The sequence below is a fragment of the Actinomadura miaoliensis genome (assembly GCF_039536785.1).
Classification (GTDB): Bacteria; Actinomycetota; Actinomycetes; order Streptosporangiales; family Streptosporangiaceae; genus Spirillospora; species Spirillospora miaoliensis.
This window is the reverse complement of record NZ_BAAAZG010000040.1, coordinates 101,335-128,238: the sequence shown is the minus strand read 5'-3', so window position 1 is coordinate 128,238 and position 26,904 is coordinate 101,335. Positions and strand designations below refer to the sequence as shown.

The 26,904-nt window shown below is 71.5% G+C and carries 28 protein-coding genes; 10 read left to right on the top strand and 18 right to left on the bottom strand.

All coding sequences use genetic code 11. From position 1 onward, the window contains the following. Window positions 1-23: 23 nt before the first annotated feature. Together ABD811_RS26795 and ABD811_RS26790 are read right to left on the bottom strand one after the other, a co-directional pair. Window positions 24-989 (bottom strand): bile acid:sodium symporter family protein, encoded by a 966-nt coding sequence (locus ABD811_RS26795; RefSeq protein WP_344953062.1) that lies wholly within the window; start codon window positions 987-989, stop codon window positions 24-26. A 656-nt stretch (window positions 990-1,645) separates the two neighbouring features. Then, entirely contained in the window at window positions 1,646-2,539 is an 894-nt protein-coding gene (locus tag ABD811_RS26790) for an isocitrate lyase/PEP mutase family protein (protein ID WP_344953006.1), read from the bottom strand. Window positions 2,540-3,097: 558 nt separating this feature from the next. On the opposite strand from ABD811_RS26790, the gene ABD811_RS26785 reads away from it, so the two are divergent. Both ABD811_RS26785 and ABD811_RS26780 read left to right on the top strand, forming a co-directional pair. Then, window positions 3,098-3,598, top strand: coding sequence for a Fur family transcriptional regulator (locus tag ABD811_RS26785; protein ID WP_344953004.1), 501 nt, complete (start codon window positions 3,098-3,100; stop codon window positions 3,596-3,598). A 27-nt stretch (window positions 3,599-3,625) separates the two neighbouring features. Then, window positions 3,626-5,071, top strand: coding sequence for a catalase (locus ABD811_RS26780; protein WP_344953002.1), 1,446 nt, complete (start codon window positions 3,626-3,628; stop codon window positions 5,069-5,071). A 66-nt stretch (window positions 5,072-5,137) separates the two neighbouring features. On the opposite strand, the gene ABD811_RS26775 is transcribed toward ABD811_RS26780, so the two are convergent. Next, window positions 5,138-6,190 carry an SPFH domain-containing protein gene (locus tag ABD811_RS26775; RefSeq protein WP_425549462.1) on the bottom strand — a complete coding sequence of 351 codons (1,053 nt, stop codon included), beginning with the start codon at window positions 6,188-6,190 and terminating at the stop codon, window positions 5,138-5,140. After that, on the bottom strand, window positions 6,187-6,804 hold the full coding sequence (locus ABD811_RS26770) for an NfeD family protein (RefSeq protein WP_344953000.1): 618 nt from the start codon (window positions 6,802-6,804) through the stop codon (window positions 6,187-6,189). The genes ABD811_RS26775 and ABD811_RS26770 overlap by 4 nt, the downstream gene beginning before the upstream one ends. A gap of 291 nt (window positions 6,805-7,095) precedes the next feature. On the opposite strand from ABD811_RS26770, the gene ABD811_RS26765 reads away from it, so the two are divergent. The 3 genes from ABD811_RS26765 to ABD811_RS26755 all read left to right on the top strand — a co-directional run bounded on the left by ABD811_RS26765 (window position 7,096) and on the right by ABD811_RS26755 (window position 9,462). Continuing rightward, window positions 7,096-8,022 (top strand): Rieske (2Fe-2S) protein, encoded by a 927-nt coding sequence (locus tag ABD811_RS26765; protein ID WP_344952998.1) that lies wholly within the window; start codon window positions 7,096-7,098, stop codon window positions 8,020-8,022. 88 nt (window positions 8,023-8,110) lie between these two features. Further along, window positions 8,111-8,245: a hypothetical protein gene (locus ABD811_RS26760; RefSeq protein ID WP_344952996.1), complete on the top strand. Its 135-nt coding sequence runs from the start codon at window positions 8,111-8,113 to the stop codon at window positions 8,243-8,245. Between the two features lie 143 nt (window positions 8,246-8,388). Continuing rightward, window positions 8,389-9,462, top strand: coding sequence for a TauD/TfdA family dioxygenase (locus tag ABD811_RS26755; RefSeq protein ID WP_344952994.1), 1,074 nt, complete (start codon window positions 8,389-8,391; stop codon window positions 9,460-9,462). On the opposite strand, the gene ABD811_RS26750 is transcribed toward ABD811_RS26755, so the two are convergent. From ABD811_RS26750 to ABD811_RS26735, 4 genes are read right to left on the bottom strand one after another with little or no spacing between them, the layout of a single operon-like run. Further along, window positions 9,444-10,697, bottom strand: coding sequence for a zinc-binding metallopeptidase family protein (locus tag ABD811_RS26750; RefSeq protein ID WP_344952992.1), 1,254 nt, complete (start codon window positions 10,695-10,697; stop codon window positions 9,444-9,446). The genes ABD811_RS26755 and ABD811_RS26750 overlap by 19 nt on opposite strands. Next, window positions 10,661-11,839, bottom strand: a complete 1,179-nt coding sequence (locus tag ABD811_RS26745) for a Dabb family protein (RefSeq protein WP_344952990.1) — start codon at window positions 11,837-11,839, stop codon at window positions 10,661-10,663. Before ABD811_RS26745 ends, ABD811_RS26750 begins: the two co-directional genes overlap by 37 nt. A gap of 9 nt (window positions 11,840-11,848) precedes the next feature. After that, window positions 11,849-12,382 (bottom strand): aromatic-ring-hydroxylating dioxygenase subunit beta, encoded by a 534-nt coding sequence (locus ABD811_RS26740; RefSeq protein ID WP_344952988.1) that lies wholly within the window; start codon window positions 12,380-12,382, stop codon window positions 11,849-11,851. Next, complete coding sequence (locus ABD811_RS26735; RefSeq protein WP_344952986.1) at window positions 12,379-13,743, bottom strand: aromatic ring-hydroxylating oxygenase subunit alpha; 1,365 nt, start codon at window positions 13,741-13,743, stop codon at window positions 12,379-12,381. Before ABD811_RS26735 ends, ABD811_RS26740 begins: the two co-directional genes overlap by 4 nt. Before the next feature lie 253 nt (window positions 13,744-13,996). On the opposite strand from ABD811_RS26735, the gene ABD811_RS26730 reads away from it, so the two are divergent. Continuing rightward, entirely contained in the window at window positions 13,997-14,776 is a 780-nt protein-coding gene (locus ABD811_RS26730) for an IclR family transcriptional regulator (RefSeq protein WP_344952984.1), read from the top strand. 345 nt (window positions 14,777-15,121) lie between these two features. On the opposite strand, the gene ABD811_RS26725 is transcribed toward ABD811_RS26730, so the two are convergent. From ABD811_RS26725 to ABD811_RS26715, 3 genes are all read right to left on the bottom strand, one after another. Further along, entirely contained in the window at window positions 15,122-15,358 is a 237-nt protein-coding gene (locus ABD811_RS26725) for a hypothetical protein (RefSeq protein ID WP_344952982.1), read from the bottom strand. A gap of 164 nt (window positions 15,359-15,522) precedes the next feature. After that, window positions 15,523-15,717, bottom strand: a complete 195-nt coding sequence (locus tag ABD811_RS26720; RefSeq protein ID WP_344952980.1) for a hypothetical protein — start codon at window positions 15,715-15,717, stop codon at window positions 15,523-15,525. Next, complete coding sequence (locus ABD811_RS26715) at window positions 15,714-16,079, bottom strand: hypothetical protein (RefSeq protein WP_344952978.1); 366 nt, start codon at window positions 16,077-16,079, stop codon at window positions 15,714-15,716. The genes ABD811_RS26720 and ABD811_RS26715 overlap by 4 nt, the downstream gene beginning before the upstream one ends. A 157-nt stretch (window positions 16,080-16,236) precedes the next feature. Between ABD811_RS26715 and ABD811_RS26710 the strand changes: the two genes are divergently transcribed. The 3 genes from ABD811_RS26710 (at window position 16,237) to ABD811_RS26700 (ending at window position 19,361) form a co-directional block, all read left to right on the top strand. Further along, window positions 16,237-17,463, top strand: coding sequence for a helix-turn-helix domain-containing protein (locus tag ABD811_RS26710; RefSeq protein ID WP_344952976.1), 1,227 nt, complete (start codon window positions 16,237-16,239; stop codon window positions 17,461-17,463). Window positions 17,464-17,487: 24 nt separating this feature from the next. Then, window positions 17,488-18,720 (top strand): helix-turn-helix domain-containing protein, encoded by a 1,233-nt coding sequence (locus ABD811_RS26705; protein WP_344952974.1) that lies wholly within the window; start codon window positions 17,488-17,490, stop codon window positions 18,718-18,720. 86 nt (window positions 18,721-18,806) lie between these two features. Continuing rightward, complete coding sequence (locus ABD811_RS26700; protein ID WP_344952972.1) at window positions 18,807-19,361, top strand: 2'-5' RNA ligase family protein; 555 nt, start codon at window positions 18,807-18,809, stop codon at window positions 19,359-19,361. Between the two features lie 277 nt (window positions 19,362-19,638). On the opposite strand, the gene ABD811_RS26695 is transcribed toward ABD811_RS26700, so the two are convergent. The 6 genes from ABD811_RS26695 to ABD811_RS26670 form a co-directional block, all read right to left on the bottom strand. Beyond that, complete coding sequence (locus ABD811_RS26695) at window positions 19,639-20,022, bottom strand: sensory rhodopsin transducer (protein ID WP_344952970.1); 384 nt, start codon at window positions 20,020-20,022, stop codon at window positions 19,639-19,641. A 44-nt stretch (window positions 20,023-20,066) separates the two neighbouring features. Next, a complete protein-coding gene (locus ABD811_RS26690; protein ID WP_344952968.1) occupies window positions 20,067-20,840 on the bottom strand; it encodes an SDR family NAD(P)-dependent oxidoreductase in 774 nt (257 codons plus the stop codon). Window positions 20,841-20,898: 58 nt separating this feature from the next. Beyond that, window positions 20,899-22,356 carry a sugar porter family MFS transporter gene (locus ABD811_RS26685; RefSeq protein WP_344952966.1) on the bottom strand — a complete coding sequence of 486 codons (1,458 nt, stop codon included), beginning with the start codon at window positions 22,354-22,356 and terminating at the stop codon, window positions 20,899-20,901. Window positions 22,357-22,447: 91 nt separating this feature from the next. Further along, window positions 22,448-23,131 carry a bifunctional 4-hydroxy-2-oxoglutarate aldolase/2-dehydro-3-deoxy-phosphogluconate aldolase gene (locus ABD811_RS26680; RefSeq protein ID WP_344952964.1) on the bottom strand — a complete coding sequence of 228 codons (684 nt, stop codon included), beginning with the start codon at window positions 23,129-23,131 and terminating at the stop codon, window positions 22,448-22,450. Next, window positions 23,128-24,105, bottom strand: a complete 978-nt coding sequence (locus ABD811_RS26675; protein ID WP_344952962.1) for a sugar kinase — start codon at window positions 24,103-24,105, stop codon at window positions 23,128-23,130. The genes ABD811_RS26680 and ABD811_RS26675 overlap by 4 nt, the downstream gene beginning before the upstream one ends. Window positions 24,106-24,127: 22 nt before the next feature. After that, a complete protein-coding gene (locus ABD811_RS26670; RefSeq protein ID WP_344952960.1) occupies window positions 24,128-25,264 on the bottom strand; it encodes a mandelate racemase/muconate lactonizing enzyme family protein in 1,137 nt (378 codons plus the stop codon). A gap of 284 nt (window positions 25,265-25,548) precedes the next feature. On the opposite strand from ABD811_RS26670, the gene ABD811_RS26665 reads away from it, so the two are divergent. After that, window positions 25,549-26,199: a GntR family transcriptional regulator gene (locus tag ABD811_RS26665; RefSeq protein ID WP_344952958.1), complete on the top strand. Its 651-nt coding sequence runs from the start codon at window positions 25,549-25,551 to the stop codon at window positions 26,197-26,199. 36 nt (window positions 26,200-26,235) lie between these two features. Here the strand turns inward: ABD811_RS26665 and ABD811_RS26660 are convergent, their stop codons facing one another. Next, window positions 26,236-26,820 carry a GNAT family N-acetyltransferase gene (locus tag ABD811_RS26660; protein WP_344952956.1) on the bottom strand — a complete coding sequence of 195 codons (585 nt, stop codon included), beginning with the start codon at window positions 26,818-26,820 and terminating at the stop codon, window positions 26,236-26,238. Window positions 26,821-26,904 lie beyond the last annotated feature (84 nt).

Below are 26,904 nucleotides of genomic sequence, written 5' to 3'. Positions count from 1 at the left end.
CGGGGAAGGGCGGGCGCGTGGGTTCAGGCGGACGCGCCCGCCGGGGCCGAACGGGCCAGCCTCTGGGCCAGCCATGTGCAGACCAGCAACTGCAGTTGGTGGTAGAGCATCAGCGGCAGCACCGTGACGCCGACGGCCGCGCCGGGGAACAGCACGGTGGCCATGGGCAGCCCGCTGGCCAGGCTCTTCTGCGAGCCGCAGAACAGGACCGCGATGTGGTCGCCGTGCGAGAAGCCCAGGCCGCGTGAGATGAGCGCCGCGCACGCCAGCACGAACGCCAGCAGCCCGGCGACGACCAGCAGCAGCGCGGCCAGATCCGCCGCCGCCACCCGGCCCCAGACGCCGCCGGTCACGCCCTTGCCGAACGCGATGTAGACGGCCAGCACGATGACGGCCCGGTCGAGCATCTTCAGCCGCGCCGCCCACGCACACGCCCGCTCGTCCCCCAGGAACCCGCGCACCACCTGCCCGGCCGCGAACGGCGCCAGCAGCAGGAGCACGGTGTCGACGACGACCGACAGCGGCAGCCCGCCGTCGCCCACCGAGACCATCCCGGCCACCAGCGCGGGTGTCAGCACGACGCCCAGCAGGTTGGACAGCGAGGCACTGCAGATGGCGGCCGCCTCGTTGCCGCGGGCCAGCGAGGTCAGCATGATCGAGGACTGGACGGTGGACGGCAGCACGCACAGGAACACCACGCCCGCGTCCAGCACGTCCGGCACCAGCAGCGCGCACCCGAACGCCAGCATCGGGAAGACCCCGAAGGTGATCGCCAGGATCACCCCGTGCAGCCGCCAGTTGCGCATGCTCGCCACCGCCTGCCGCGTGGGCAGCCGCACACCGTAGAGAAAGAACAGGCCGGTGATCGCCACGTCCACGACCCGATCGAGCCACACGGCCGCCTCACCGCGAGCCGGAACCACCGCGGCCACCCCCACTGCCCCCAGAACCGCCACAACGAACGGCTCAACCCGCCCCCGCCGAACCACCACCCGCAACAACCGCGCCAACGCGCCACGGCCCCGCCCCGCGAACGCACCACGAATGGGCCGCACGAACACCGCCCGAAACGACCGCACGAACGCAGCACGGAACGGCCGAGCCAACGCGCGGAACGGCCGCACGAACGCAGCACGGAGCGGCCGGGCGGACTTGGGGCGGAGGGGATGGGCGGACGTCTTGGGGAGGGGCTGGGGGGACATGGAGTGGAGAGGCTGAGGTGACGTGGGGCGGGCTGAATCGGGGGCCGTGCCGGAGACCGGCTGGGGTGGTGCAGGCGGGCTTGCGGCGGCGCGTTCCCGGCGACCCGGGTTGGCGAGCGCGGCGCGGAGGGGGGCGGCGAACACCGCCCGGGGCAGCCGCACCGACGTGGCGCGGAGCGGCCGCATGAACACCGCACGGCGGGGGCGGGGGGACTTGGGGTTGGTTGGGGCGGTGGTTGTGGTGGGGAGCGGGCGGGGGGTGGCGGCGGGGCGTTGCCGGTGGGTTGGTTTGGTGAGGGCGCTGCGGAGGGGGGCGGTCAGCGCGGCGCGGAGGGGGCGGGTGAGTGTGCGGGGGGTGGCGGCGTGGGTCCTGACCGCCAGGCGGCGCAGTGGCCCGCGTCGGGTGGGTGGTTGTGCGGGGGGCACGGGTGAACTCTGCTTGGTCACATCGCCGACCCTGCGGTCTGCCTGCGCGGCCGGGAGTCTCGGGGACGGTGGCGGCTGATGTTCTTCTCGAGCAGGGCGAGGGCCTCCTGCACGCCGACGGCGCCGGAGCCCTCGGCGACCTCGGGCAGCCGTCCCTCGTTGAGCTTGAGCTCCAGCAGCGCCTCGTCCATCGCGCGCTGGGCGGTGAACAGGCACGGCGTGCTGTAGATGGCCGCGTCGACGCCTAGGTCGGCCAGCTCGGGCAGGGACAGGCGCGGGGAGCGACCGCCGGCGATCTGGTTGAACAGCAGCGGCTTATCGCCGATGACCGCGCGGACCTTGTTGATCCAGTCGACGCTGCGCACGCCGTCGACCAGGATGACGTCGGCGTCGGTCTCGGCCAGCGCCCGGGCGCGGCGCAGGATCTCCTCCTCGGTGGTGGCGTCGGTGCGGGCCACCACGACCAGGTCACGGCGGGTCCGCAGCACCAGCTCCAGCTTCTCCAGGTACTCCTCCAGCGGCAGGATGCGTTTGCCGTCGACGTGGCCGCAGCGGCGCGGCCGGGCCTGGTCCTCCAGGATCACGCCGGACGCGTCGGCCATCTCGAGTTGTTCGACGACGTGGCAGGCGACCTCGGGGTCGACGTAGCCGTCGTCGATGTCGACGAGCAGGTGGTGCTCGGGGAAGGCCAGGCGCAGCCGCTGGACGAAGGCGACCATGTCGGGCCAGGCGATGAACCCGATGTCGGGCAGCCCGTAGTGGGAGGCCGCGAACCCGAATCCGGAGACGAACATCCCGTCGTAGTGCTTGGCGGCGACGGACGCGGAGAACATGTCGAACACCCCGATCAGCGGGGTGGTGCCCTCCCCCATGACGTCGCGCCGCAGTGCGGTCCCGTAGCTCATGGTCATGTGCCGTGACTCCTCCCTCCGGGCGTCTGCGCCCGATCGAGAACCCTTGGCGGCGCCACCGCGCCCGACCGTCCGGCGGTCGGCTGCATCAGCATGTCGCCGCATGAATAGTCACTCACACAAATTCAGTGCCGACCAGTTACCGAAGCGATACAGAGAGTAAAGAAACGTTTACAAGCTGTGGCGACCCCTTGCCCTTCCCTGTAACCGAAGAGTCAAGGGATGATTGTCGGTTTACGGCCTCCGTCTCGGACACGGCAGGCGCCCAGAAGCCCGTTGCATTGGGAGCTCCAGCGACGTCCGATCACGGCTCCGCCCCCGCCGGTCGCCGGGCGGTCATCCCGTCGAGGAGGCCGCCAGTCAAGCCGTCGGCGGTCGCGCCGATCACTCTCCGTGATCAGTCGTGCCAGGGATGTCCGATTATGCATGGCCGTTGCGGCCGCGGGCGACATGACCCGACCCCAGGAGAAGAGGGCAGGGCACGGCAGGCCGCTGATCCACAAACCCGGTTGACTCAAAGACTTGAATCATTCAGGTTTATCCGGATATGTTGGACGCATGACCGACCCCGAGACCCCGACCACCGCGGCGGAGCTGCGGCGGGCCGGCCTGCGGGTGACGGCCGCCAGGGTCGCGATCCTGGAAACCGTCCGGACCGGTGACCACCTCGGTGTCGAGGCCGTCGCCGGAGGCGTGCGCGAGCGCGTCGGGCACGTCTCCCTGCAGGCGGTGTACGAGGCCCTGCACGCGCTGACCGCGGCGGGCCTGGTCCGCCGGATCGAACCGGCCGGCAGCCCGGCCCGGTTCGAGGGACGGGTGGGCGACAACCACCACCACCTGGTCTGCCGCCGGTGCGGGGTGGTCAGCGACGTCGACTGCGTCGTGGGACACGCCCCGTGCCTGCAGCCGTCCGACGCCGCCGGATACGTGGTCGACGAGGCGGACGTCACTTTCTGGGGGTTGTGCCCGGACTGCCGTGACAGGCCCGTGGACGACCCGGCCGACACCGCCGCGGCGATGTCACCGGGTTCACCGTCCACCGCCCGCGGATCCGAATAACTAACGGAGCATGGAGGAACCGCGTTCATGACCGACAGGCCCATCACCACGACCGATGCCGGCATCCCGGCGCCGAGCGACGAGCACTCGCAGTCCGTCGGGCCCAACGGCCCGCTGCTGCTGCAGGACCACTACCTGATCCAGAAGATGGCGCACTTCAACCGCGAGCGCGTGCCCGAGCGGGTCGTGCACGCCAAGGGCGGCGGTGCGTACGGGGTCCTGGAGATCACCGAGGACGTCAGCCAGTTCACCAAGGCCAAGCTGTTCCAGAAGGGCGCCCGCACCGAGTCGCTGGTGCGCTTCAGCAGCGTCGCGGGCGAGCTGGGCAGCGCGGACGCCGGACGCGACCCGCGCGGCTTCGCGATCAAGTTCTACACCGAGGACGGCAACTACGACCTCGTCGGCAACAACACCCCGGTCTTCTTCATCCGGGACCCGCAGAAGTTCTCCGACTTCATCCACTCGCAGAAGCGGCGCGCCGACAACCACCTGCGCGACAACAACATGCAGTGGGACTTCTGGACGCTGTCGCCCGAGTCGGCCCACCAGGTCACCCTGCTGATGACCGACCGAGGCACCCCGGCCAGCTGGCGCCACATGAACGGGTACGGCTCGCACACGTTCCTCTGGTACAACGCCGCCGGTGACAAGTTCTGGGTGAAGTACCACTTCAAGACCGACCAGGGCATCAAGAACCTCACCGCGGACGAGGCCGACCGCCAGCCCCACGACGTCCACATCAAGGACCTGTACGAGGCCATCAAGCGCGGCGACCACCCGTCCTGGACCGTCCAGGTGCAGGTCATGCCGTTCGAGGACGCGGCCGACTACCGGTTCAACCCGTTCGACCTGACCAAGGTCTGGCCGCACGCGGACTACCCGCCGATCACCATCGGCAGGTGGACGCTCACCCGCAACCCGGAGAACTACTTCGCCGAGATCGAGCAGGCCGCGTTCGAGCCGGCCAACTTCGTGCCCGGCATCGGGCCGTCCCCGGACAAGATGCTCCAGGGCCGGCTGTTCTCCTACCCCGACGCCCACCGCTACCGCATCGGCCCGAACTACCTGCAGCTGCCGGTGAACCGGCCGAAGAACGAGGTGCACTCGTACAACTTCGACGGCCCGATGGCGTACCGGAACCCGACGGACCCGGTGTACGCGCCGAACTCCTTCGGCGGCCCGGTCGCCGACCCCGAGCTGTGGAAGGGCGAGTCCTACGAGGTGGCGGGCGAGATCGTGCGCAGCGCCTACACCCTGCACCGCGAGGACGACGACTACGTCCAGCCGCGCGCGCTGTGGGAGAAGGTGCTGTCGGACGTCGACCGCGACCACCTGGTGAGCAACGTCGTCGGCCACGCCTCGGCACCCGAGGTCACCGGCGACATGAAGAAGCGCGTCGTGGAGTACTGGCGCAACATCCAGAAGGACCTCGGCGACCGCGTCGCCGCGGGCCTGGGCGTCAACGGCTCCTGAGAACGCCACCTCCTCCTGGCCTGAGGAAGGGGCGGTCCCGACAGGGGGATCGCCCCTCCTTCATTTTCAGGGGACGCGGGAAGGCGCATCCCGCACCCTGGCCTGATCAGACGGAGCAAGGTCACTGCTGCCGGGGGCCAGTTCGTAGGGCGGGGTGTGGGTTTCGGCTCCGTCCAGTTCCGGTTGCGGAGCCCTGCCGGTGGTTTCCATCGGGGGCCGGGCGGGCTGCTCGGCGGGCGCGGCGCCGGTGAACGCCCTTGCGAAGGACTGCAGGGCGGCCGTCATCTCGCTGGGGACGACGAAGAACGTGCTGCCCTCGCCCTGCGCCAGCTTCGGCAGCATCTGCAGGTACTGGTAGGCCAGCAGCTTGGGGTCGGCGTCGTTCTCGTGGACGGACCGGAACACCCGCTCCACCGCGATGGCCTGGCCCTCGGCCTCCAGGATGGCCGACTGCTTGGAGCCCTCGGCCTTGAGGATCGCCGCCTGCTTCTCCCCCTCCGCGGTGAGGATCTTGGACTGCCGGACGCCCTCGGCGGTCAGGATCGTGGCGCGCCGCTCCCGTTCGGCGCGCATCTGCTTCTCCATGGCGTCCTTGATCGTCACCGGCGGGTCGATCGCCTTGATCTCCACGCGGGTGACCCGGATGCCCCACTTGCCGGAGGCGTCGTCCAGCACCCCGCGCAGCGCGGTGTTGATCCGGTCCCGGGAGGTCAGCGTCTCCTCCAGGTCCAGGGTGCCGATGACGTTGCGCAGCGTGGTGGCGGTGAGCTGCTCGATCGCCTTGATGTAGTTGACGATCTCGTAGTCGGCCGCGCGCGGGTCGGTGACCTGGAAGAACAGCACGGTGTCGATGTGCACCACCACGTTGTCCTCGGTGATCACCGGCTGCGCCTTGAACGAGACCACCTGCTCGCGCAGGTCGATCAGGGGCTTGACCCGGTCGACGAACGGGACGACGAAGCTGATCCCCGGCTCCAGCGTGCGGTGGTAGCGGCCGAGCCGCTCCACGTTGCGCGCCCTGGCCTGCGGAATGATCCACACCGACCGCATCACCGTGATGCCCAGCACCAGCACCCCGGCGATCACCACCGCCAGGAGCGCCAGCGCGATGTCGGTCATGATGCCTCCTTCCGGCCCGGCCCTCCGCTCCCCTTCTCAGCCGACGCCGCCTCCCCGGCCGGCCCTCGCCCGCCCGGCGCCTGCCCGGACGATGCTTCGTCCACATGTGCGGCTGTCGCTTGCTCGGACGCGGCGTGCCTGGGCGGCGGGTGCTCTCCTGAGGTCTCGGGGGTGGGTGGGGTGGTCGTCGTGGGGTAGAGGAGGGCCGTGGCGCCCTCGATGGCCAGGACGTCGGCGGTGGTGTCGGCGGGGATGACCGTCGCCGGGTCGTAGGGGCGGGCCGACCACTCCTCGCCGCCGATGCGCACCCGGCCGCCCGCGCGGCTGACCTCGGTGAGCGTGTACGCCTCGCGGCCGACCAGGGCGGCGGTGCCGGAGCGCAGCGGGGGCGGCTGGCGGATGTGCCGGTGCGCCACCGGGCGGACGACCACCAGCCCGGCGACCGAGGTGACGGCGAACACCGCGACCTGGGCGCCTGCCGGCAGCCCGAGCGCGCCGGTCAGGCCCGCGACCAGGGCGGCGACGGCCAGCAGGCCGAGCGCCAGCGTGAGCGTGAGCAGTTCGGCGATCCCGAGCAGGGCGGCGGCCAGCAGCCAGATGACCCACGCCTCCATCGCAACCACCTTGTTGCGTCCGATGTCCTATTTGTCACGGTAACTCCGATTAGCGGCCCAGGACCATGGTGGGGCGCGGGCGCCCGCTTGTCCGGCGCGCCCGGAACGGGGGTTTAGGTCCCACTACCGCCAGGTAGGTAAGAGTGACCGTGGGACGCGGCAGATCGCGGACGGCCGGGGAGCGGACGGCTTCTCCCCGGGTGGCCGCGGGTGACCGGGGGGACTACTGTCGCTGACGGGCGAGCCGTGAGGCCGCCAGGCCGATTCGGGACCGCGTACCCGAGGAGGGACATGAACCGACGGGCGAGCAACATCTTCCGGCGCGGCCCCCGGCCGTCGGTCCGGTCGCACCCCGTGGAGATGGTGGAGGGGCTGGAGCACGCCAGCGCCCTGGACCGTGTCATCCGCGGCGTGTCCGCCGTGGTGCGGCGGACGCTGCGTCCCGGCCCGGCCAAGGACCTGCTGCACGGGGTTCCGTTCGGCCACCCGGCCCATCCGCCGCTGACGGACCTGCCGATGGGCTGCTGGATGTCGGCCGCCGTGCTGGACCTGATGCCCCCCACCGCCGGCACGCAGCGCGCGTCCCGGGCGCTGGTCGCGGCGGGGCTGTCCACGGCCGTGCCGACCGCGCTGACCGGGCTGGCCGACTGGTCGGCGCTGCACCGCGAGCAGCAGCGGGTCGGCGTGGTGCACGCGGCGAGCACGGCGACGGCGACGGCGCTGTACGCGGCGTCGCTGGTGGCGCGCCGGCGGGGCCGGGAGGGCGCCGGGCGGACGCTCGGGTTCGCCGGGCTGACCGCACTGCTGGCCGGCGGCTACCTCGGGGGACACCTGGCGTTCCGCCAGGCCGCCGGGGCCAGCCACGCCGACCAGCTCGCGCACCTGGTGCCGCTGGGCTGGCATGACCTGTGCCCGGTGACGGAGCTGCCGGACGGGTGGCCGGTGCTGCGCCGCCTCGGCTACATCAGCCTGTTCGTCCTGCGCGAGGGCGACGACATCCACGTCCTGGCCGACCGCTGCAGTCACCTGGCGGGGCCGCTGCACCAGGGCCGCGTCATCACCGACGACAAGGCCGAGACCTGCGTCGTCTGCCCCTGGCACGGCAGCACGTTCCGGGTGCGGGACGGGTCGGTCGTACGGGGCCCGGCCACGGGACGCCAGCCCGCCTTCGAGTCCCGGGTGACGGAGGGCACCGTCCAGGTGCGTCCCATCCCGTAACACGCTCATGCGAGATGCCGTCTCGCTTGACGAGATCAAGTGGGGCGGCCTAGGGTGCTGGCAGATCCTCCACCGCCGGGAGCACGCCATGAGCCGAGCCGCCGCCCCCACACCGGGCCGCGGCCGCGTGCCCGGCGGCTACGTGGAGCCGCTCCGGGTCCACCCGCCGCGCACCGGCATGCGCCCCGGCACCGCCGCGGGCGACCCGCAGACCCCGTTCTGATCCACCGCCCGTCGCGGCGCGCCGTCGTGCGCCCGTGCCGGCTCTCCGACGAGACCGCACGTCGCGGACGCCCGCGCCGTCGTCCTCCAGCCCCGCGTCAGTCCGTGGTTTCCGTCCCTTCGCATCCGCAAGCGAGGCAGCGCATGAGCACCACCGTCGACCTGTCCCCCATCTCCGGCCCGTCCGCCTGGCGCGGCGACGAGCTGTCCCGGTCCACCGAGTGGATCTACCTGCTGAACGACGCCGAACGCGCCGAACTGGAGGCGGCCGGCCGCCGGTTCGCCGCCGACGACCCCGACCTGCGCACCGTCACCGCCGCCGACTACCCGCTGGACGCGTGCGCCGGGCTGATCGGCGAGTGCGCCCGGCAGATGGACTCCGGACGCGGCTTCGTGCTGGTCCGCGGGCTGCGCACCGAGGAGTACGGCGACACGGTCGCGGCGGCGATCTTCTATGTGATGGGCCTGCACCTGGGCACGCCGATGGCCCAGAACCAGCACGGCGACGTCCTCGACCACGTCATCGCCACGTCCGACAAGACCCTGGACGACCCGACCGCCCTGCCGTCGCGGGTGCGCGACCGGCTGCCGTTCCACTCCGACAGCTCCGACGTGGTGGCGCTGATGTGCCTGCGCGGGGCGCGGGCGGGCGGCGCCAGCAGCCTGGTCAGCGGCACGACGATCTACAACGAGATCCTGCGGCGGCGGCCCGGGCTGGCGCACCTGCTGTTCGAGCCGTGGCACTGGGACTGGCGGCGGCAGGACCCGGACGCGCCCGCCGACACCTACACCTCGCCGATCTGCAGCTATGTGGACGGGATCTTCAGCACCTACGCGGGCAGCTCGATGATCTTCTCCGCGCAGGACTACCCGGAGGTGCCGCGGCTGACGCCCGAGCAGATCGAGGTGCTGCACCTGTTCGACGAGATCGCGCAGGAGCCCGGCCTCCCGCTGGACATGGACTTCCAGCCCGGGGACGTGCAGTGGCTGCTGAACTACGCGGCCCTGCACTCGCGCACCGAGTACGTCGACCATCCCGAGCCGGAGCGCCGCCGTCACCTGCTGCGGCTGTGGCTGCGCCGGGACGTGGGCCGTCCCCTCGTGCCCGGCTTCGGCAAGAACGTGGTGAAGGCGCACGACGAGGAGAAGACCTGGGTGCCCGGGGGCCGGTTCCGGATCGGCGAGGCGGCCGTCCCCAACTACGACTGGGGGCTCTGAGCGATCGCGGCGTAGAGGCGGGAGTAGGCGGTGAGCGAGCCGAGGTCCAGGACGTCGCGGCGCGGGTCGGCGGCGGACGGACGCGCGGACGGCCCGAGCCGCACGGTGTCGACGCCGTGGGAGCGCAGCACGACGCCGTCGGTGGAGCCGGTCCAGCCGCTGATGGGCGGGGGCTCGCCGCCGAACTCCTCCCGCCAGGCCGCCCGGGCGGCGCGCACGATGGGCGCGTACCGGGCGGTCGCCGCCGCCGGATGCACCTCGTCGTGGTCCACCTCGACCGCGCAGGCGGCCAGGGGACCGTCCGCGCAGGCCGCGCGCACGTGCCCGGCCAGGTCGTCGGCGATGTCGTCGGGGCGTGCGCCCGGCACGGTGACCACGTAGATCCCGGCTTCGAGCACGGCGGGGAAGAGGTCGGGTTTGTCGGGGCGTCCGCCGGTGAGCGAACCCAGGCCCGCGGCCGGGCCGACCTGCGTGCCAGGGGCGGTGTGGGACGCGACGTAGGCGGCCCGCCATCGCTCGACGGCCTCGATCACCGGCGCGGCGTGGGCGAGCACGCCGCCGGGCGGACGCGCCGAGTCACGGACCAGCACCGCGCCCTGCCCGCCCCGTATCCGCAGCCGCAGGTAGAGCGCGCCCGGCTCCTCCCAGAGCAGCGTCGGCGGCCCGCACTTCGCGATGATCGCCGCGGCGGGCAGGTCGTCGGACTCCTCCGCGAGGAAGTGGTCCAGGCCGGTCGAACGCCGGCGTCCGGCCGCGCCGGTGAGGGTGCTGCGGTGCGTGCCGGAGCCGGCCAGCAGCAGCCGCGGCGACGCGCGACCGGAACGGGCCGCGTCGACGAACCCGGCCAGCGCGGCGGCTGCGGGCGCCCGCGCCACGCCCAGCCCGAAGCCCTCCACCAGGCCGTCGTGCACGGTGAGCGGCCCCGGGTCGTCGGTGCGGCCGGTGATCGGACGGTCCTGTGCCGGGTCGCCGCTGAGCGAGGTGTCGAGATGCGAGTAGATCAGCGTCCCGCCGCGACCGCCGGCCGACGCCACCACGTTCGCGCCCGCCTCGCCGTACCGGCGCACGTCCCACTCGATCCACGGCCAGCGCGCCGCGCACCACTCGGCCAGCCGCACGGCGGCCGCCGCCTCACCGCCGTGCGGAGCCGGCCGGCCGTCCAGAACCTCCAGGACCCGGACGATCTCGTCAGCCGTGCTCAGAAACGTCCCCAGTCGTCGGCGGCCGGACGCCACACGTCGATGTTGCGGGGGTCGGCGGGCATGCGGCGGGCGCGGTGCGTCTCGTGCTCCTGCGGCGTGAACACCCGGTGCCGGTCGCACAGCTCATAGCGCGGCCCGTGCGCGGGGTCGTGCAGGTAGAACGCGATCGACGTGGACGCCGAGTGGTTGACCAGGTCGGACGCGATCGGCGAGCCCTTGTAGAGGGCGCGGGCGCGCATCCGCATGACGTGGTCGAAGCTCTTCATCGCAAAGCACAGGTGCGCGACGAAGTGCTCCTTGTTGTTCTGCAGGGCGAGGCTGTGGTGATAGCGGTCCTCACAGCGCAGGAACGTCGTGGAGCCCACGATGTGGTCGGACGGCAGGAAGTTCAGCACCTTGGTGTAGAACTCCACCGACTCCTCGAACCTGGTGGTGGCGATGAACGGGTGGACCAGGTCGACGGGCCGCAGCTCGACGTGGGGCGGCTCGGCGTACTCCTGGAACTCGGTGAACAGCTCGACCACCAGGCCGTTGGGGTCGCGCACGGCGAAGCCCGCCCCGCACAGGGCCTGCTGGCGTTCGTGCAGGTCGAGCACCTCGTACCCGGCGTCCACCACGTTCTTGTGCAGCGCCTCCAGGACGTCCTCGTTCTCGACGCTGTAGCCGATCGCGACGGTCTGCCCCGTCTCCCGTCCGGGCGCGCTGACCAGCTCGATCGAGTGGTGCTCGATGTCGGCGCGCAGGTAGGCGTACTCGTCGGTGTGCTGTTCGAGCTGGAGCCCCACGTGGTACTGGAGGAACTCGATCGTCCGCGCCATGTCGGGGACCTCGACGCGGGCGTACTCCATGCCGTACGGGCCGCGCGGCCGCCCGCTCCTGTGCGCCGTCTCGTAGCTGACGATGGCCTGCTCGTCGATCACCGGGCGCCACCGCTCCCGGACGAACCGTTCGTGCGCGTCGCTCTCCAGGTACGCCCGCAGGTCGGCCTCGCTGTCGAACTCGACGGAGAAGGCGTGCGTGAACCTCGTGTCGCGGGTGCTGATGTTGCGGCCGAGCGAGAAGTGGCGCATCGCCGGATACCGGTCGGGGAAGGCGGCCAGCTCCGCCAGCACGGCGTCGGCGGTCGCGGCGGGGACGTCCGGCCGGAACCGGAACGCCAGCGTGTGCTTGATCATCGGGCTCCCTTACAGGATGAAGCTCAGCCGTCCGCCGGGGCGCAGCAGTTCGTGGCCCAGCACGGCGCGGCGCCGCCGGAAGCGCAGGCCGTCCGGCTCGGCGACCAGCAGGTGGTCGTAGCGGCCGACGTAGGGGTCGAACTCGCCGTCCCGGGCCCGGTGGATCACGAACGCGGCCGTCACCCGCAGCAGCGCCGGATCGTCCTGCCAGGGGAACAGGCGCACGTTGGAGACCAGGCGGTGCGTGCGCGACGGCGGGTTCTCCGCGTGCGCCTTGCGCGACTTCAGCCGCTTCACACGCGCCCGGATCAGGTCCCAGTCGTCGTTGACGAACGAGCCGGACGCGTGCGGCGACGTGCCGTTCCAGTCGGTGGCCGGCACCTCCGACCGCGCGGTGCCGGGCTCGAACAGGGCCAGCCAGGCGTCGTAGTCCCAGGCGTCCAGGATGTCGGCCTCGGCGTACAGGAAGTCCTCGACCTCGGCGCGGGTGACCTCGCGTCCCCCCGCGACCACGGCGCCGTGCGTCCGTGCGGTCACCGTCATCGCACGTTCCTCCCTTCCAGGAAGCTCGCCGGACGGGTACCGGTGACGGCCAGGCCGTCCGCGACGCCGATCGCCCGCACCCAGTGCCGCCAGAACCCGCGCATCGCGCCCTCGTCGATCGACCGTCCCTGCACGCCCTTGACCTCGTCGACCATGCCGCGCGACATGTCGCTGTAGTCGAGCCCGGCGCGCGGGTCGTCGGCGGTGGCCTCGATGCCGCGCTGCACCGCCTCGTACGCCTCGATGTCGTCCGGTGTGGCCAGGCCGCCCGGACCGACGAAGCTGACCATCGTCTTCATGCGCAGCGCCCGGGTGTCCTCGTCCTCACCGCGCGGCGCGAGCTGCCAGGCCCGCACGTCGGTGCGTCCTGGCCCGGCCGGTTCGAGCTGCCGGATCGACAGCCCCTCCAGGTCGAACAGCAGCAGGTTGGGGAAGACGTACAGGATGTGGCTCTCGTCGGCCACGTAGCGGGCGCGTTCGGGGCCGAGCCTGCGGTCCATCTCCGCGCGGTGCTCGGCGGTGCGGCGCTTCTCGTCCTCGCCGAACCGCGGCTCCCACAGCATGCTGATGCGTCCGCCGTGCCCGGTGAGGACGAGCAGGGAGTGCCCGTTGCCGAGGTTGTAGGCGTACTGGTCGTCGTCGGTGACGGCGAACCCGGTCTCCCGCAGGTAGCCGACGAACGTGTTGTGCGTCGGGGAGAAGTGGTAGCCGTCCATGGCGTTCTCCACGGCCAGCTTCCAGTTGCCGCGCACGCTGTAGAGCTGGGTGCCGGGCAGCACCTCCATGCCGTCGGCGTGCTGCTCGTTCACCATCGTCATGTAGTCGGCGGCGTCGCCCAGGTAGTCGAGCAGGGGCGGCACGTCCGGATCGAACGCCACGAACACGAAGCCCTCGTGCACGGCCATTCTCGGTACGGCCCGCAGCTTCATCGCGTCGAAGAAGCCCTCGCTGGCCTCGTAGGCGTCACGCCCGGGGACGGCCGCGATCTCCCCGGTGTTGCGGAACGTCCAGGCGTGGTAGAAGCACTGGAACAGCTTGGTGGAACCCTCGGTCTCGCGGCACAACACGGTGCCGCGATGCGGGCACGAGTTGAGGAAGACCCTGATCTCGCCCTCGGCGTCCCGGCAGAAGATCAGCGGCCGTCCGCCGAGCACCCGCGTCCTGAAGTCGTTGGGCTCGGCGACCTCGGTCTCGTGCCCCAGATAGAGCCACGTCCTGGCCCAGATCCGATCCCGCTCCCGCCGGAAGATCTGCTGCGACCGGTAGGCGATCCGGTTGACGCGGAAGGTCAGCGCGTCCCAGTCCTCCACCACCAGCCCGCCCGGCAGGCCCTCCCCGCCCGGTTCGCTCGGCTCGACCATCCGGCCGCACCCCCTCAATCGCGGGTTCGCACAAAAATACGAGACAGCGTCTCGCATTGCGTACAGAGTTCCCCAGCCGCCTCAGCGGTGTCAAGAGCCGCTCCACCGGTTTGACGACCGGCATCCCAGTTGCCATGATTGCGTCTCGCATAGAGAGACGGCACTGTCGCGAAAGACCCGTCCTCCGGGCCGTCCGCATGATGGGATTGCCGTCTGCTACGGCCGCCGCGCCGAGGCTGGAGGTAGGGGGAAGATGGCTGCGAAGATCGCCGGTGACGGGGCGGAGACCGCCCCCACCATCCAGACGGTCCAGCGCGCCGCGCTGATCCTGGACTCCTTCACCGTGAGCCGGCCGCACCTGAGCCTGAACGAGATCACCACCCGGCTCGGCGCCAGCAAGGCCACCGCCCACCGCTACACCAAGGCCCTGCGCGCCGCCAACCTGCTGCGCTACGACGAACGCACCGCCCTGTACTCCCTCGGCCCGCAGGTCCTGACCCTGGCCGCCGCCGCCCGCGCCGCCCTGCCCATCGTCAGCGCCGCCGAACCGTACATGGACCGCCTGGTCAAGACCGTCGGGCAGACCGTCGTCCTCAGCATCTGGGACGGCGAGGCCCCCACCGTCGTCCGCTCCGCCGACAACACCGACCACCTGATCCGCATCAGCGTCCGCGTCGGCTCCCGCCTCGACCTGACCGCCTCGGCCCAGGGCCGCGTCTTCTGCGCCCACCTGCCCGCCGACCAGGTCCCCGGCCTCACCCGCATCCTGCGCCGCTCCCCCGACCTCGCCGAGGAGCTCGACCGCATCCGCGAACACGGCCTGTCGGTCAACTCCCCGTCGGAGAACGGCGTCCACACCATCGCCGCCCCCGTCTTCGAGGGCGACACCATCATCGCCGCCATGGCCATCGTCGGCACCACGGTCAGCGTCCCCCGCGACACCGACTCCCCCATGGCCCGCGCCCTCCTGGAAACCACCCGCGCCCTCTCCCAACGCCTAGGCGCCAACCACCCCCTGAACGCCACCGGCTGACCCCCTGCGCACGCCTCCAGTCCCTTCCGCAGAGCACATGTGGGGACGGTGCAGCCGTGTCGTAGGTCTTCGCCCCCGTCGGACGCGCCCGCTTTTCCGCCTGGTCTGCGGGGCGGGGCGGCCGGCCGCGCTGTTCCGGCCGCCCCGCCGTCTGGCACCGCGTCCCCGGGGTCGGGCCACATTGATCCCGAGGACGCGGCGGTCTGAGCGGCGACGGCTCGACATCCGCACGCCGCGCCGCCGCCAGGTACCGCACTCCCGGGCTGCTCTTCCCCGCCCCGGGGTGCGGCTGGAAAGGGCGACGACGCGGTGATCCCGGGGGCCCACCACGCGGCCGCCCCCTGGTCACCAGTCCCAGGGCTCGGTGTAGGTCAGCCGGTCGAGCAGACGCGCCAACCACCCCCGGCGCTGCGGCCGCTCCGGGCGCTTCGGGCGTCCGGGACGCTCGGGCTGCTCCGGACGCTCGCGGCGCGGGGGGATCGGCGCGATGCGCTGCGGCTGAGGCAACGGCGGAGGCGTCGGGGGCGACCAGACGCCCGCCACCATCCCGCCCGCCCCCGGCACCCCGGCCGCCCCCTGCATTGGCGCGACGGTCCGCACCCCCGCATGGCCCACGAGATCGGCAGGGGCCTCGGCCAGGTGAACGCGTCCGGCTCGGTCATGCCAGCCACTCCACGAGTTCTCGGTGAATGCCCCCGCCCCCGAGAACCTTGCGCGGGGCCTGGCCGCGTTCCCGTCCACTTCGCTCACCGCTCGACCTCCCGCAACCGCTGCCGCAGTTCCTGGGCGGTGTCCGCGTCCAGCACGGACACCCCGTGCCGCACCTGCTCGCCCAGCTTGGGCCCTCGGGTCGCCCACCACCGCCCGGTGTCCCGCGCCGTGATGATCGACCACCCGGGAAACTCGGCACGAAGCGCCGCCTTGATCTCCGCCTCGCTCACCACTGGTCCCTGCCGACCAGCCGCCTCCGCCGGCCCCGCCGTGCCCGCACGCGCCGAGGCCGACCGCCCTCCGCCCGCGTTCGGGAGGTCCGACTGGTGGACGACCGTACGGCCGGTCGCGGGCTCGGCACCACGGCCGGAGCCGACCGCCGCTCCAAGTACGCCAGGATGGAGACCAACTCGGCGGGGTCAGCGGCCTCGACCAGGCGGTCCCGCCCGGCCCGGTCCCTGACCATGCTCCACAGGCTTCCGGTGTAGCGGCCGTACCACAGCAGCACCCCGGGGAATCGAGCGCGCAGTTCGGCGAGCGTCCGGTCGATATGGATCACCCACCGCGGCGGCGCGTCCGCCAACGTGTTCATCAGTCGAACCTCCTACGGCGAGGTCGTCTCGGCGACGCCACTGCGGCATCGACAATCTGGTGACTGTGAGTGAACAGGCGGCACACATGGCGCAACCAGAGGCACAATGAGGAGCAGGGGGGAGCAGGCCGGAGCACGGCGATCCGAGAGGCACGCGATGACCACCGCCGACGAACGGCGCCGCATCGGCGCCCTCCTCCAAACCGAGCGCAGACGCCGCCGCTGGTCCAAACCCGAGATGGCCCGGCGCCTCGCCTCACACGTCCCCGACCAGTGCCCCGACCGGGAAACCCTGATCTCCTACATCAAACGCTGGGAAGCAGGCAAAGTCAGCATCAGCGAGCGCTACCAATTCGCCTACGCCGCCGCATACGACGTGGACGTAGAAGAATTGTTCGGCCAGAAAAAGACTACCGGGCCACCGAACAAATCCGCCGCCATGGACGCACTGGACCTGCCGAACTCGAACGGCCGTCCGGCAGACATGGAATACGTGGCGAACCTCCGGGATACCGGCCAAACGCTCGTCAGGCTGGATACCGTTTACGGCGGCAACGAAGCCTTTCCGCTAGCGCTGCGCGTCTTTCGTGACGCCCATCGAAAACTCGCCGTTGGAGCATATGAGCCCAAGGTGGAGCGAGACCTTGTCGCAGCGACCGGGGAAATCGGCGAAATCGCCGCGTGGCTGGCATACGATGCAGATCGGCAAGCCGAGTCACGACAGATCATCCTTGAGGCGTTGATGCTGTCTCGGCAGGCCGGGGACCGCCACATGGAACTGTTCGAACTCACCCACATGTCCATGCAGGCGGTGCATCTCGGTCACCCGGCGGAAGCACTGCGGATCGCGGACGGACTTCTCGCAGATCAGAGCCTTGCGCCTCGCGTAACGGCACTGTTCAACATCCGACGAGGCAGGGCGCTCGCGCAACTCGGCCACCAAAATCGTGCTTTCGACGCCATTGACAGTGCACGGTCGGCCATCGCAGACGGCATCAATGAACGCGATCCCTACTGGACGTGGTGGGTCACAGAAACAGAGATCACATGGCATAAGGGAATGGCCCACGCCGAACTCGGAAACTGGGGAGCCGCCGTCCCCCTGCTCCACGAGTCGGTCGAAGGGCGCACGGCCTACCGACGTGCCCTGTACAACGACCGCGCCCACCTGCTGAACGCCCTGGTTCATGTTGCCTCATGGGCGGACGCTGAAAGGATCATCGGCGATATCTCCGGCCAGGTCGGCGAGGTGGGTTCGAGCCGTACCACGAACCTGCTCCGCCGCATCGTTCGCCGCGTACCCCACGCAGGCGCACCGTCCACGGTCGCGGACATCGCACATGACCTTCAGGAACGTCTGGATGCACGCACTGCCCTGGCTTGAAGCAGGTAGACCGAGAGGCACGCGATGACCACCGCCGACGAACGGCGCCGCATCGGCGCCCTCCTCCAAACCGAGCGCAGACGCCGCCGCTGGTCCAAACCCGAGATGGCCCGGCGCCTCGCCCCACACGTTCCCGACCAGTGCCCCGACCGGGAAACCCTGATCTCCTACATCAAACGCTGGGAAGCAGGCAAAGTCAGCATCAGCGAGCGCTACCAATTCGCCTACGCCGCCGCACTCGGCACAGACATAGAGGAACTCTTCGGCCAGAAGACGGCTGCCGGGCCTGCCCCGCTCGCTGCCGTGGACGTCCTACGCCTGCCGCACTCGAACGGCCGTCCAGCCGACATGGAATACGTGGAAACTCTCCGCGAGACAAATCAGGCACTCGTACGGCTGGATGCCCTCCACGGCGCGGGCGATGTCTTGCCTTTGGCCGCGCGCGTGTTCCGCACGGCCAATCACAAACTCGCCACCGGTGCGTACGTGGCCAAGGTCGAGCGCGATCTCATGGCCGCAGCCGGAGAAACGGGCGAGATCGCCGCGTGGTTGGCGTACGACGCCGACAACCAGGCCGCGTCGCGGCAGGTCATCCATGAGGCGCTTGAGCTGTCCCGGGCTGCCGGCGACCGCGACATGGAGTTGTTCGAACTGGGCCATCTCGCCATGCAATCCCTGCACCTGCATCGGCCTGCCGAGGCGCTGAGGATCGCGGACCGGGCGCTGGCCGGGGAGCTGCCCGCCCGTGTGAGCGCGCTGTTCGAGATCCGCAGGGGGCGAGCGCTCGCCCAGCTCGGCGACGAATCGTCCGCGCTCTCCGCGTTCGCCAAGGCGAAGAACGCGCTGTCAGAGAGCATCAGCCCGCGCGATCCGCAATGGGCGTGGTGGGTGGACGAAACCGAGCTGACCCGGCATAAGGCGATGGCTCACGCGCAGCTCGGCCAGTGGAACCGTACCGTCCCCCTACGCGAGCAGGTGGTGCTGGCCTGCCGCGGCGAATACCTGTACGGAAAGCTCGATCTCGCCCAGCTACTCGAAAGCTTGATGCAGGTGCGCGACTGGACGCGCGCCGAGGAGGTCATCACCGACATCGCCGGCATCGCGGACGCGATCGCACCCGGACGTACCGCGAACCTCCTGCGACGAATCTTTGCCCAGATCGGCCGCACGGAAGGCGTTCCGTCGACCGTCTCCGACGCCGCCGCCTACATGCGCGGGGTCCTTGAGACCACTACATCTGAGGCGGCACCGCGCTGACCAAGCCCGGAGAACCCGTGAGCCCCCTCCCCGAACGCATGTCGGACCACTGGTGGTGGCGCCCAGGTGTCCGACCGGGCCGCCGGTTGCTGGTCTGGCACATCCTGGTCGACGACCAACCCGCGGTTTGTGAACTGGCCCGGCAGTGCCAGCAGCGGCTGGCGACACTCGACGGATTGGACTTCGTCCCGCGCCAGTGGCTGCACATGACCACGCAGATCGTCGGGTTCACCGACGAGATCCCCGATGCAGAGATCGAGGCCATGGCCGATGCGGCCGCTGAGGGCCTGAGACGCGTGGATCCCATCGAGGTGGAGATCGGCAAGATCTGGTTCCACAGCGAGGCGGTAATGCTCGGCATCCGCCCGCCACGGGCGCTGGATCCGGTGCGGTCGGCCATCCGCGAGGCGGTCGCCCGGTCAGTCACCATCCATCAACTCGCCGACCAGCCCGACTGGACGCCGCACATCTCAATCGCCTACAGCAACAGCGACGGCCCGGCCGCGCCCATCATCGAAGCACTCACGCCCCGCCCGTCCATGGAGCCGCTCAAGGTGGCAGAGGTGCACCTCGTGGCACAGGAACGGACGGGGCGTCTGTATCGGTGGGACCGCCTCAATGTGGCGCATCTCGGCACATGAGTCCGCGCCTCGACGGATTCACCGTCGTCAAATGCGATCGCGTTGGCAGGCCTTGTCGTCGTGGTTGAAGTAGAGCAGCTACCTGAACGTTGACCACGCCCTTCGTGGCCGTGGTGAGCCGGGCTAGGAGCGGGATTATGCCTTGTTGCGCACCCGGTGGGCCGCTGTGGGTTGTGGTCTTGGGGTTCCAGCGGGGTGAGCGCGGTGGCGAGGCATGCCGCGCGGGGCTGGCCCGCGCGGCGGCGCTGGAGGTCGGGTCAGGGGCAGGCGGTGGGCGTCATGCGGGGAAGGCGATGGTGCTCATGAGGGCGTTGGCCTCCTGGCGGGAATCGAGGCGGGTGTGCTGGACGACGATGGGCACGTCGCTGGTGACGACCAGGCAGTAGTCGGTGCCGGCGGGGATCCGCTCCGGGTCCTCCAGGTCGTTGATCCGCTGGTGGAAGGCGCGCCGGGCGGGAATGGCCAGGACGAAGGGGCCCGCGGGTTCGCGGTCGGTGAAGTAGACGTGCACCTCGACCCGGGCCTCGGTGTCTCCCGCGTTGAGCATGCAGATGCTGTCGTGGCTGGTCATCTCGGGTTCGGGACCCGTGCTGCGGGGCGGGATGTAGCCGTCGGCGACGACCCAGGCGGTGGATCCGATAGCGGTCGGACGTGACTGCACGCGCGTGTTCCTTTCAGTGTCACCCGGTCGGGGCTTCGGTGGTGTCAGAAATCGTTGGCGCCGCGGGCGGTGAGGCCGCCGTCGACGTGGAGGTGGGCGCCGGTGACGTAGCCGGCCTTCGGGCCGAGCAGCCAGTCGATGGCCTCGGCGATCTCCTCGGGACGGGCGAGCCGGCCCATGGGGATCTGTGTCCGGGCGCGTTCGGCCAGGTCGCCGCCGGCGCCCGTGGTGACGTCGAGCAGCGGGGTCGCCGTGGCGCCGGGGACGACGCCGTTGACGCGGATGCCGGACGCCGCGTAGTCGATGGCGAGCGCCCTGACGAGGGCGGAGACCCCGCCCTTGGAACTTCCGTAGGCGCTGTTGGACCCTCCGGCGAACCCCACGAACGCCGAGGGGGACGAGACGCAGACGATCGCACCGGGAAGGTCCGCGTCCAGAAGCAGCCGGATGGCGTCGCGGCAGGTGAGGAAGGTGCCGCTCAGGTTGACGTCGATCACCCTGGACCATTCGGCGAGCGAGGTCTCGTGCGCCTTGCGCGCGATCTCGACGCCGGCGTTGGCGACGATGCGGGTGGGGACGCCCAGGTCCGCGCGGCACCGCGCGAAGGCGTCGGCGACGTCGGCCTCTGCCGAGATGTCGGCGGTGATGGCCAGCGCTCGCGGAGCCCCTCGCCGCTCCGCCTCCGCGGCGGCCGCCCGTACACCGGCCTCGTCGGTGTCGAGCAGGGCAAGGGGGCGTCCGGCCGACGCCTGCAGCATCGCGACGGCCAGCCCGATACCGGATCCTGCTCCGGTGATCAAAGTGATGTCGTTGCGCATCGTGGTGTGCCTCCGGTGGTTCGCCATGGCCGTGTGGCCGCGGGTAGAGGGAGCGCGCTCAGGGTCGCGGGGCGCGTGGCGCGAGGCTGTCGGTCATGTCCTCCAGTTCGCGGTTCGTCGTCTCCCGGACGCCGAAGTAGACCAGGACCCAGGAGAGCACGGCCATGACCGCGTACACCGCGTAGCTGCCGGGCAGGGAGATCTCCCGCATGGTGGGGAAGGACAGGTTGAGCCCCACGCCGGAGAACCAGTTGACGGACGCGGCGAGCGCGAGCGCCACCCCGCGGATGGCGTTGGGGAACATCTCCCCCAGCAGCACCCACACCACCGGGCCCCAGGAGACGGCGAAGCACATGACGAACACGTTGGCGCCGACGAGGGTCAGCGGCCCCCACGCCCCGGGGAGCGTCAGCTCGTCGCCGGCCACGACGGCCCTGGAGAACCCGACGCTGACCAGGACGAGGCTGGCCGCCATGCCCGCCGAGCCGGCGAGCAGCAGACGGCGCCGGCCGACCCGGTCGATGAGCGCGATGGCGCCGATCGTCGCCACCACGTTGATCAGTGAGCTGAGCACGGACAGGCCGAAGGAGGCGGACTCGTCGAACCCGACCGAGCTCCACAGGGAGTTCGAGTAGTAGAAGATCACGTCGATGCCGACGAGGGCCTGGAGGGCGGCGATGCCGATGCCGACCCAGACGACGGGCAGCAGCCCGCTCCGGCGGGAGAGCAGGTCGCGGAAGCGCGGGCGGTGCTCGCCGGGAACGGTGGCGTTCATCCGGTCGACGTCGCGTTCGGCCTGCTCGCGGGGGATCGCGTGCAGGTCGGCCAGGATCCGGCAGGCGTCCTCGCGGCGGCCCCGGGCGGCCAGGTGGCGGGGGGACTCGGGGAGCCGGAGGGACAGGGCGCCGTAGAGGAGCGCCGGGACCAGACCGGCGAGGAACATCCACCGCCACGCGGGCAGTCCGAGGAACGATCTGGCGTCCGCGCCGCCGAGCACGGCCGCGATGAGGGAGTCGGAGAGCAGGGCGGCGAAGATCCCCAGCACGATGGCCATCTGCTGGAGCGAGGCGAGCCGGCCGCGGACGGAGGCGGGCGCGATCTCGGAGATGTAGAGGGGGCCGAGGACCGTCGCGTAGCCGACCGCGACGCCCGTCAGCAGGCGCCATGCCGCCAGGTCCCAGAACCCCGACGACAGCGCGCAGCCGGTCGCCGACGCCATGAACAGCAGCGCGGCCACCCCCATGACCCTGGTCCGGCCGAGACGGTCGGCCATCCACCCGGCGAGCAGCGACCCCGTGGCGGCGCCGAACAGGGTGATGGCGACGACGACGCCCAGGCCGACCGTGCCGAGCGCGAAGTTCTCCTTGATGGGGTCGACGGCCCCGTTGATGACGGCCGTGTCGAAGCCGAAGAGGAACCCCCCGACGGCGCCCGCGGCGGAGATGAGGACCACCCGGCGGGGCGGTCTGCCGATCGTGGGTCTGGACGGGGCCGCAGCCGTGTACTCGCCGGACATACGCATTCCTTGCTTTCGGGCGGGGCGGGTGGGATCGCTCGTGATGAATGACCTTCTAGGCCCGACGGCCTATTCAGTGTGGTTCGTCCGGTCAGCCCTCGGGTCGGGGCGCCGGGCGGGCCTGGGCGGCGAGGCGCAGGGCGCGTGCGGCTTCGGTGGTGACGACGTCCCACCGCCGCCCGGCGAGCAGTTCCGGCGCCACCATCCAGCTTCCGCTGACAGCGGGTACGCACGGCAGCGCGAGGTACCCGGCCATGGTGGCGGCGTCGAGACCGCCGGAGGGCATGAAGGACACGCCGGGGAAGGGACCCGCGAGCGCGGAGATCGCGGCGGGGCCGCCCAGGAGGCCCGCCGGAAAGAACTTCACCTCGGTCAGCCCCCGCGCGACCACCGCCATGAGATCGGACGCGGTGGCCACGCCGGGCAACGCGGGAACCGACCGGGCCCGGGCGCGGTCGAGAACGGCGGCCGAGGTCCCCGGGCTGACCACGAAGGCGGCGCCCGCGTCGACGACCCGGTCCACCTGGTCGGGGCGGACCACCGACCCGGCGCCCACCCGCATCCCGGGCAGCGCCGCGAGCCTGCGGATGCCGTCCAGCGCGGCGGGGGTCCGGAGGGTGATCTCCACGACGTCGACGCCTCCGGCCAGGAGCGCCTCGCCCATCGGCAGCGCGTCCGCGGCGTCCGCGAGCACCACCACGGGGACGATCGGGCACCGACCCAGCAGCGGCCCGGTCACCGGACGGGCAGCGGACGTACGGTCGACCCGGCTCATCGCATGACCTCCTCACCCTGGAGGTCCTCGGCGAGTTCGGCGCGGGTCGGCAGCCCCTCCCAATCGCCCTCGGTCGCGGTGACGACCGCGCCCATGGCGTTGCCGGTGCGCAGGCCCACGTCGGGCGGCATGCCTCTCAGCAGTTCGGCCAGATAACCCCCGGCGAAGGCGTCGCCCGCGCCCACCGGGTCGACGACGGTCACGGCACGGGCGGGCGCGTAGGCGACACCGCCCTCGTGGGCGGCGACCGCCCCGAGCGCGCCCAGCTTCACCACGGCCGTGCCCGGCCCGAGGGCCAGGAGGGCGGCGGCGAGTTCCCTGCCGTCGTCCACGGTGGCCTCACCGGCCGCCGGACGCCCCAGGATCAGCGCCGCCTCCTCGGCGCCCGCGAACACCACGTCGGCGGACGCGGCCAGATCCCGCAGCACCGGCGCCGCGGCGGCGTCCGGCCACAGGGTGCGGCGATGGTTGAGGTCGAAGGACACGCGGGTGCCCACGTCGCGGGCGACCTGCGTCGCGCGGGCGAGGGCGGCGCGGGGTTGCGGCCCCAGGGCGGCGGTGATCCCGGTCAGGTGGAGGACGCCCGCGTCGGCGATGGCCCGGCGGGCCCGGTCGACGTCCGTGGGCGACAGCCGGGAGCCCGCGCTGCCGGTGCGGTAGTAGCGGACCCGCCGAGGGCGGCCGCCGCGCAGCTCCTTCAGCAGCAACCCGGTCGGCGCGTGGGGGTCGACCTCGGCCAGGACCCGCACGCCCTCAGCCCGCAGCTCGCGGACCACCAGGCGGCCCAGATCGTCGTCGCCGACGCGGCCGATCCAGGTGCCGGGCGCGCCCAGCCGGGACACGGCCACCGCCACGTTGGACTCGGCGCCTCCGATGCCGACGCGCAGCGGGTTTCCCGGGCCCGGCCGTCCCGACACGGCCGGCGTCAGGACCGCCATCGTCTCGCCGAGCGTCACCAGACCCGCGGTGTTCATGGTCTGCTCTCCGTCCGGCCGGTCACGGCCGCAGCAGGGCGGTCGCGTCGGCGTAGCGGTCGAGGGCCTCCGGGTCGAGGCGGATCCCGAGGCCGGGCGTGTCGGGGATGGCGAGCATCCCGTCGTCGTCCAGCCGCCAGGGCTCTGCGGTGATCGAGTCGACGTAGGGCGATCCCGTGACGTACTCGACCAGGTCGGTGCCGGGCAGCGCCGAGGCCAGTTGCAGGTCGGCCGCCAGTCCCACGGCAGTGTTCCAGCCGTGCGGGATCAGCCGCACGCCGTGGTCCTGCGCGGCCCATCCGATGCGGCGCTGCTCGCTCAGGCCGCCGACCTTGGTCACGTCCGGCTGGACGATGTCGAGCGCGCCGGCCTCCAGCCACGGGTGGAAGCTCTGCCGCCGGGTCAGCACCTCCCCGCCCGAGATCGCCACCGTGGCCGTGCGGCGCAGGTGCACGTAGTCGTCCAGGGCGTCGGGGCTGAGCGGCTCCTCGAACCAGGCGACGTCGTAACCGTCGAGCATCCGGGCGGTGCGCAGCGCCCACTTGTAGCCGTTGGACCATGCGCTGTCGCTGCCGCCCGCGTCCACCATGAGCAGCGCGTCCGGCCCGACGGCCTCGCGCGCGGCGGCCACGATCCGCTCGTCGAGCCGCGCGCTGACCCGCCCGAAGGGCCCCCAGCCGATCTTGAACGCGCGCCAGCCCTGCTCGGCCAGCCGCCGCAGCCGCTCGGCGAGGATCTCCGGTTCGTCCATGAGCAGGGAGGCATAGGGGCGGACGCGCTCCCGGTACCGCCCGCCGAGCAGGCGGCCCACGGGCTGGCCGGTGACCTGGCCGAGCACGTCCCACAGCGCCATGTCGACGCCGCTGATGGTGTGCGTCACCGTGCCGCCCCGGCCCATCCAGAAGGTGGCCCGGTGCAGGCGCTCCGACACCCGCTCGGGTTCGGTCGCCGTTTCGCCGATCAGCAGCGGCCGCAGGATCTCCAGGGCACCGCGGACCAGAGCCTCACTGGTGAACACGCTGCCGATGCCGATCGGTCCCTCGTCGGTGTGCACCGCCACCAGGGTGTGGACGACGTCGTCGGGGGTGAGTTCGTCCTGCCACCCGCCTTCTGGGGTGGCGCCTCGCAGGCCGGCTGCACGGATGTCACGGATTCTCATCTGGTCCTGATTCGTTCGTGGATGGCTCCGGACGACTCTGGGAGCCACCGGACGGTCGATTCGCCGGACGCCCCGGCCGGTGTCCTCCGAGCGGACGGACACCGGTCTCGCGGCAGCGGGAAGGCCGGGCTCGCGCACCGTCCTCCGGGAAGGGCCGGTGCGGTGATGCGGAACACTAAACCGGCAAATGGCAGATGGTCAACCATCTGCCATCTCGCGGCGGCGGCTATCGTAGGGTCCGGGTGCCCGCACGCGGCGGGCTCTCGACCTTGGATGGGACAGAAGTGACGAGCTCGATGCCGCCGTCCACCCCGCCGGCCTCACGGCGCGAATGGATCCTGAACTGGCTTCGCCAGGCCATCGCCACCGGCGAGCTGAAACCCGGCGACCGGCTGGTCGAGCGCGAACTGTCGGCCCGCTCCGGGGTCAGCCGCGGCCCGGTCCGGGAGGCGATCATGATCCTGGAGCAGGAGGGGCTGGTGGTGACCCATCCCTACCGGGGGGCCGAGGTCGCCGGGATCACCCAGCGGGAGGTGCGCGAGGTCCTCGTGCCGATCCGGCTGACGATCGAGCGGTTCGCCTTCCGGGAGATCGCCGAGACCCGCCCGCCCGAACTGCTCGACCGGCTCGAACGCCTCGTCGAGGAGATGACCGACGCCGCGGAGAACGGCGGGTCCGCCGAACGGCTGGCCGACCTCGACGTGGCGTTCCACGAGGCGGTCATCGCCGCCAGCGGACACGCCCAGGCGCTGCAGATCTGGCGCACGATCCAGCCACGGGTGCGCGCCTACTTCGTGCGGGACGCCCCCGGCCACCCGTCCCCGGAAGAGATCCCCCGGCAGCACCGGGCCCTGCTGTCCGCGTTGCGTTCCGGCAAGGCCGACGAGGTCGACCGGGTCGCCACAGGACACATCGAGACCTACCTCGGCGGCTGACTCCCAGCCCGGCCTGACCGAGAAGGCTCACCGTGGTCAGTGCGGGGGGCGGCTCATGCACCAGGTCTTCGGGCCGTTGTCGGGGACGTCCACTTCGGCGACGACCTCGAAGCCCAGTTTCCGGTAGAAGGCGACGTTGCCGGGGTCGGCGGTCTCCAGGAAGGCCGGTACCTTCGCCTCGGCCGCGGCCTGGATGCCGGGCTCCAGCACCGCGCGGCCCAGGCCCTTGCCCTGGACGGCAGGATGCACGCCGACGGTGCCCAGGAACCACACGGGCTCGGTCGGCCGGTACGGGTTCAGCGCGGCTTCGGCGCGTTCCGAGATCTCGGCCCGATCGCCGGCCAGTTCCGTCACCAGCGGGCCGATCTCGCCGAACGCCGCCTCCGCGTCGGTGTCGGGAGTGGTCCACACCGCCACGGCGCGGCCGTCGTCGGCGACCCAGACCCGGCCGTGCGCCAGCCCGATGTGCTCGAAGAACAGGGCCTGGATGCGGCGTATCCGGCCGACGTGGTCGTCGTGGGCCACGGTGTGCCGGGTCCACGGGTAGTCGGCGAACGCCGCCGCCAGCGTCTCCGCCGCCTGCGGAAGGTCATCGATCGTGGCTTCCCGGACATTCACCATGGCGACGAGTCTAGGGAGTTCGTCCCGCGCCTTGACCGACGCCTGGCATGGCGGTGTGTTCCCCGAGCGGGCGGTTGGACTGTG

Excerpts from the sequence above, each read along its gene's own strand:
- ABD811_RS26735 (WP_344952986.1), bottom strand. The coding sequence starts at position 13,743 with ATGGTCGAGCCGAGCGAACCGGGCGGGGAGGGCCTGCCGGGCGGGCTG.
- ABD811_RS26745 (WP_344952990.1), bottom strand. The coding sequence starts at position 11,839 with ATGATCAAGCACACGCTGGCGTTCCGGTTCCGGCCGGACGTCCCCGCC.
- ABD811_RS26680 (WP_344952964.1), bottom strand. The coding sequence starts at position 23,131 with ATGAGCCGGGTCGACCGTACGTCCGCTGCCCGTCCGGTGACCGGGCCG.
- ABD811_RS26670 (WP_344952960.1), bottom strand. The coding sequence starts at position 25,264 with ATGAGAATCCGTGACATCCGTGCAGCCGGCCTGCGAGGCGCCACCCCA.
- ABD811_RS26785 (WP_344953004.1), top strand. The coding sequence starts at position 3,098 with ATGACCGACCCCGAGACCCCGACCACCGCGGCGGAGCTGCGGCGGGCC.
- ABD811_RS26790 (WP_344953006.1), bottom strand. The coding sequence starts at position 2,539 with ATGACCATGAGCTACGGGACCGCACTGCGGCGCGACGTCATGGGGGAG.
- ABD811_RS26760 (WP_344952996.1), top strand. The coding sequence starts at position 8,111 with ATGAGCCGAGCCGCCGCCCCCACACCGGGCCGCGGCCGCGTGCCCGGC.
- ABD811_RS26660 (WP_344952956.1), bottom strand. The coding sequence starts at position 26,820 with ATGGTGAATGTCCGGGAAGCCACGATCGATGACCTTCCGCAGGCGGCG.
- ABD811_RS26775 (WP_425549462.1), bottom strand. The coding sequence starts at position 6,190 with ATGACCGACATCGCGCTGGCGCTCCTGGCGGTGGTGATCGCCGGGGTG.
- ABD811_RS26755 (WP_344952994.1), top strand. The coding sequence starts at position 8,389 with ATGAGCACCACCGTCGACCTGTCCCCCATCTCCGGCCCGTCCGCCTGG.
- ABD811_RS26740 (WP_344952988.1), bottom strand. The coding sequence starts at position 12,382 with ATGACGGTGACCGCACGGACGCACGGCGCCGTGGTCGCGGGGGGACGC.
- ABD811_RS26675 (WP_344952962.1), bottom strand. The coding sequence starts at position 24,105 with ATGAACACCGCGGGTCTGGTGACGCTCGGCGAGACGATGGCGGTCCTG.
- ABD811_RS26715 (WP_344952978.1), bottom strand. The coding sequence starts at position 16,079 with ATGAACACGTTGGCGGACGCGCCGCCGCGGTGGGTGATCCATATCGAC.
- ABD811_RS26685 (WP_344952966.1), bottom strand. The coding sequence starts at position 22,356 with ATGTCCGGCGAGTACACGGCTGCGGCCCCGTCCAGACCCACGATCGGC.
- ABD811_RS26770 (WP_344953000.1), bottom strand. The coding sequence starts at position 6,804 with ATGGAGGCGTGGGTCATCTGGCTGCTGGCCGCCGCCCTGCTCGGGATC.
- ABD811_RS26730 (WP_344952984.1), top strand. The coding sequence starts at position 13,997 with ATGGCTGCGAAGATCGCCGGTGACGGGGCGGAGACCGCCCCCACCATC.
- ABD811_RS26780 (WP_344953002.1), top strand. The coding sequence starts at position 3,626 with ATGACCGACAGGCCCATCACCACGACCGATGCCGGCATCCCGGCGCCG.
- ABD811_RS26710 (WP_344952976.1), top strand. The coding sequence starts at position 16,237 with ATGACCACCGCCGACGAACGGCGCCGCATCGGCGCCCTCCTCCAAACC.
- ABD811_RS26690 (WP_344952968.1), bottom strand. The coding sequence starts at position 20,840 with ATGCGCAACGACATCACTTTGATCACCGGAGCAGGATCCGGTATCGGG.
- ABD811_RS26765 (WP_344952998.1), top strand. The coding sequence starts at position 7,096 with ATGAACCGACGGGCGAGCAACATCTTCCGGCGCGGCCCCCGGCCGTCG.
- ABD811_RS26705 (WP_344952974.1), top strand. The coding sequence starts at position 17,488 with ATGACCACCGCCGACGAACGGCGCCGCATCGGCGCCCTCCTCCAAACC.
- ABD811_RS26725 (WP_344952982.1), bottom strand. The coding sequence starts at position 15,358 with ATGCAGGGGGCGGCCGGGGTGCCGGGGGCGGGCGGGATGGTGGCGGGC.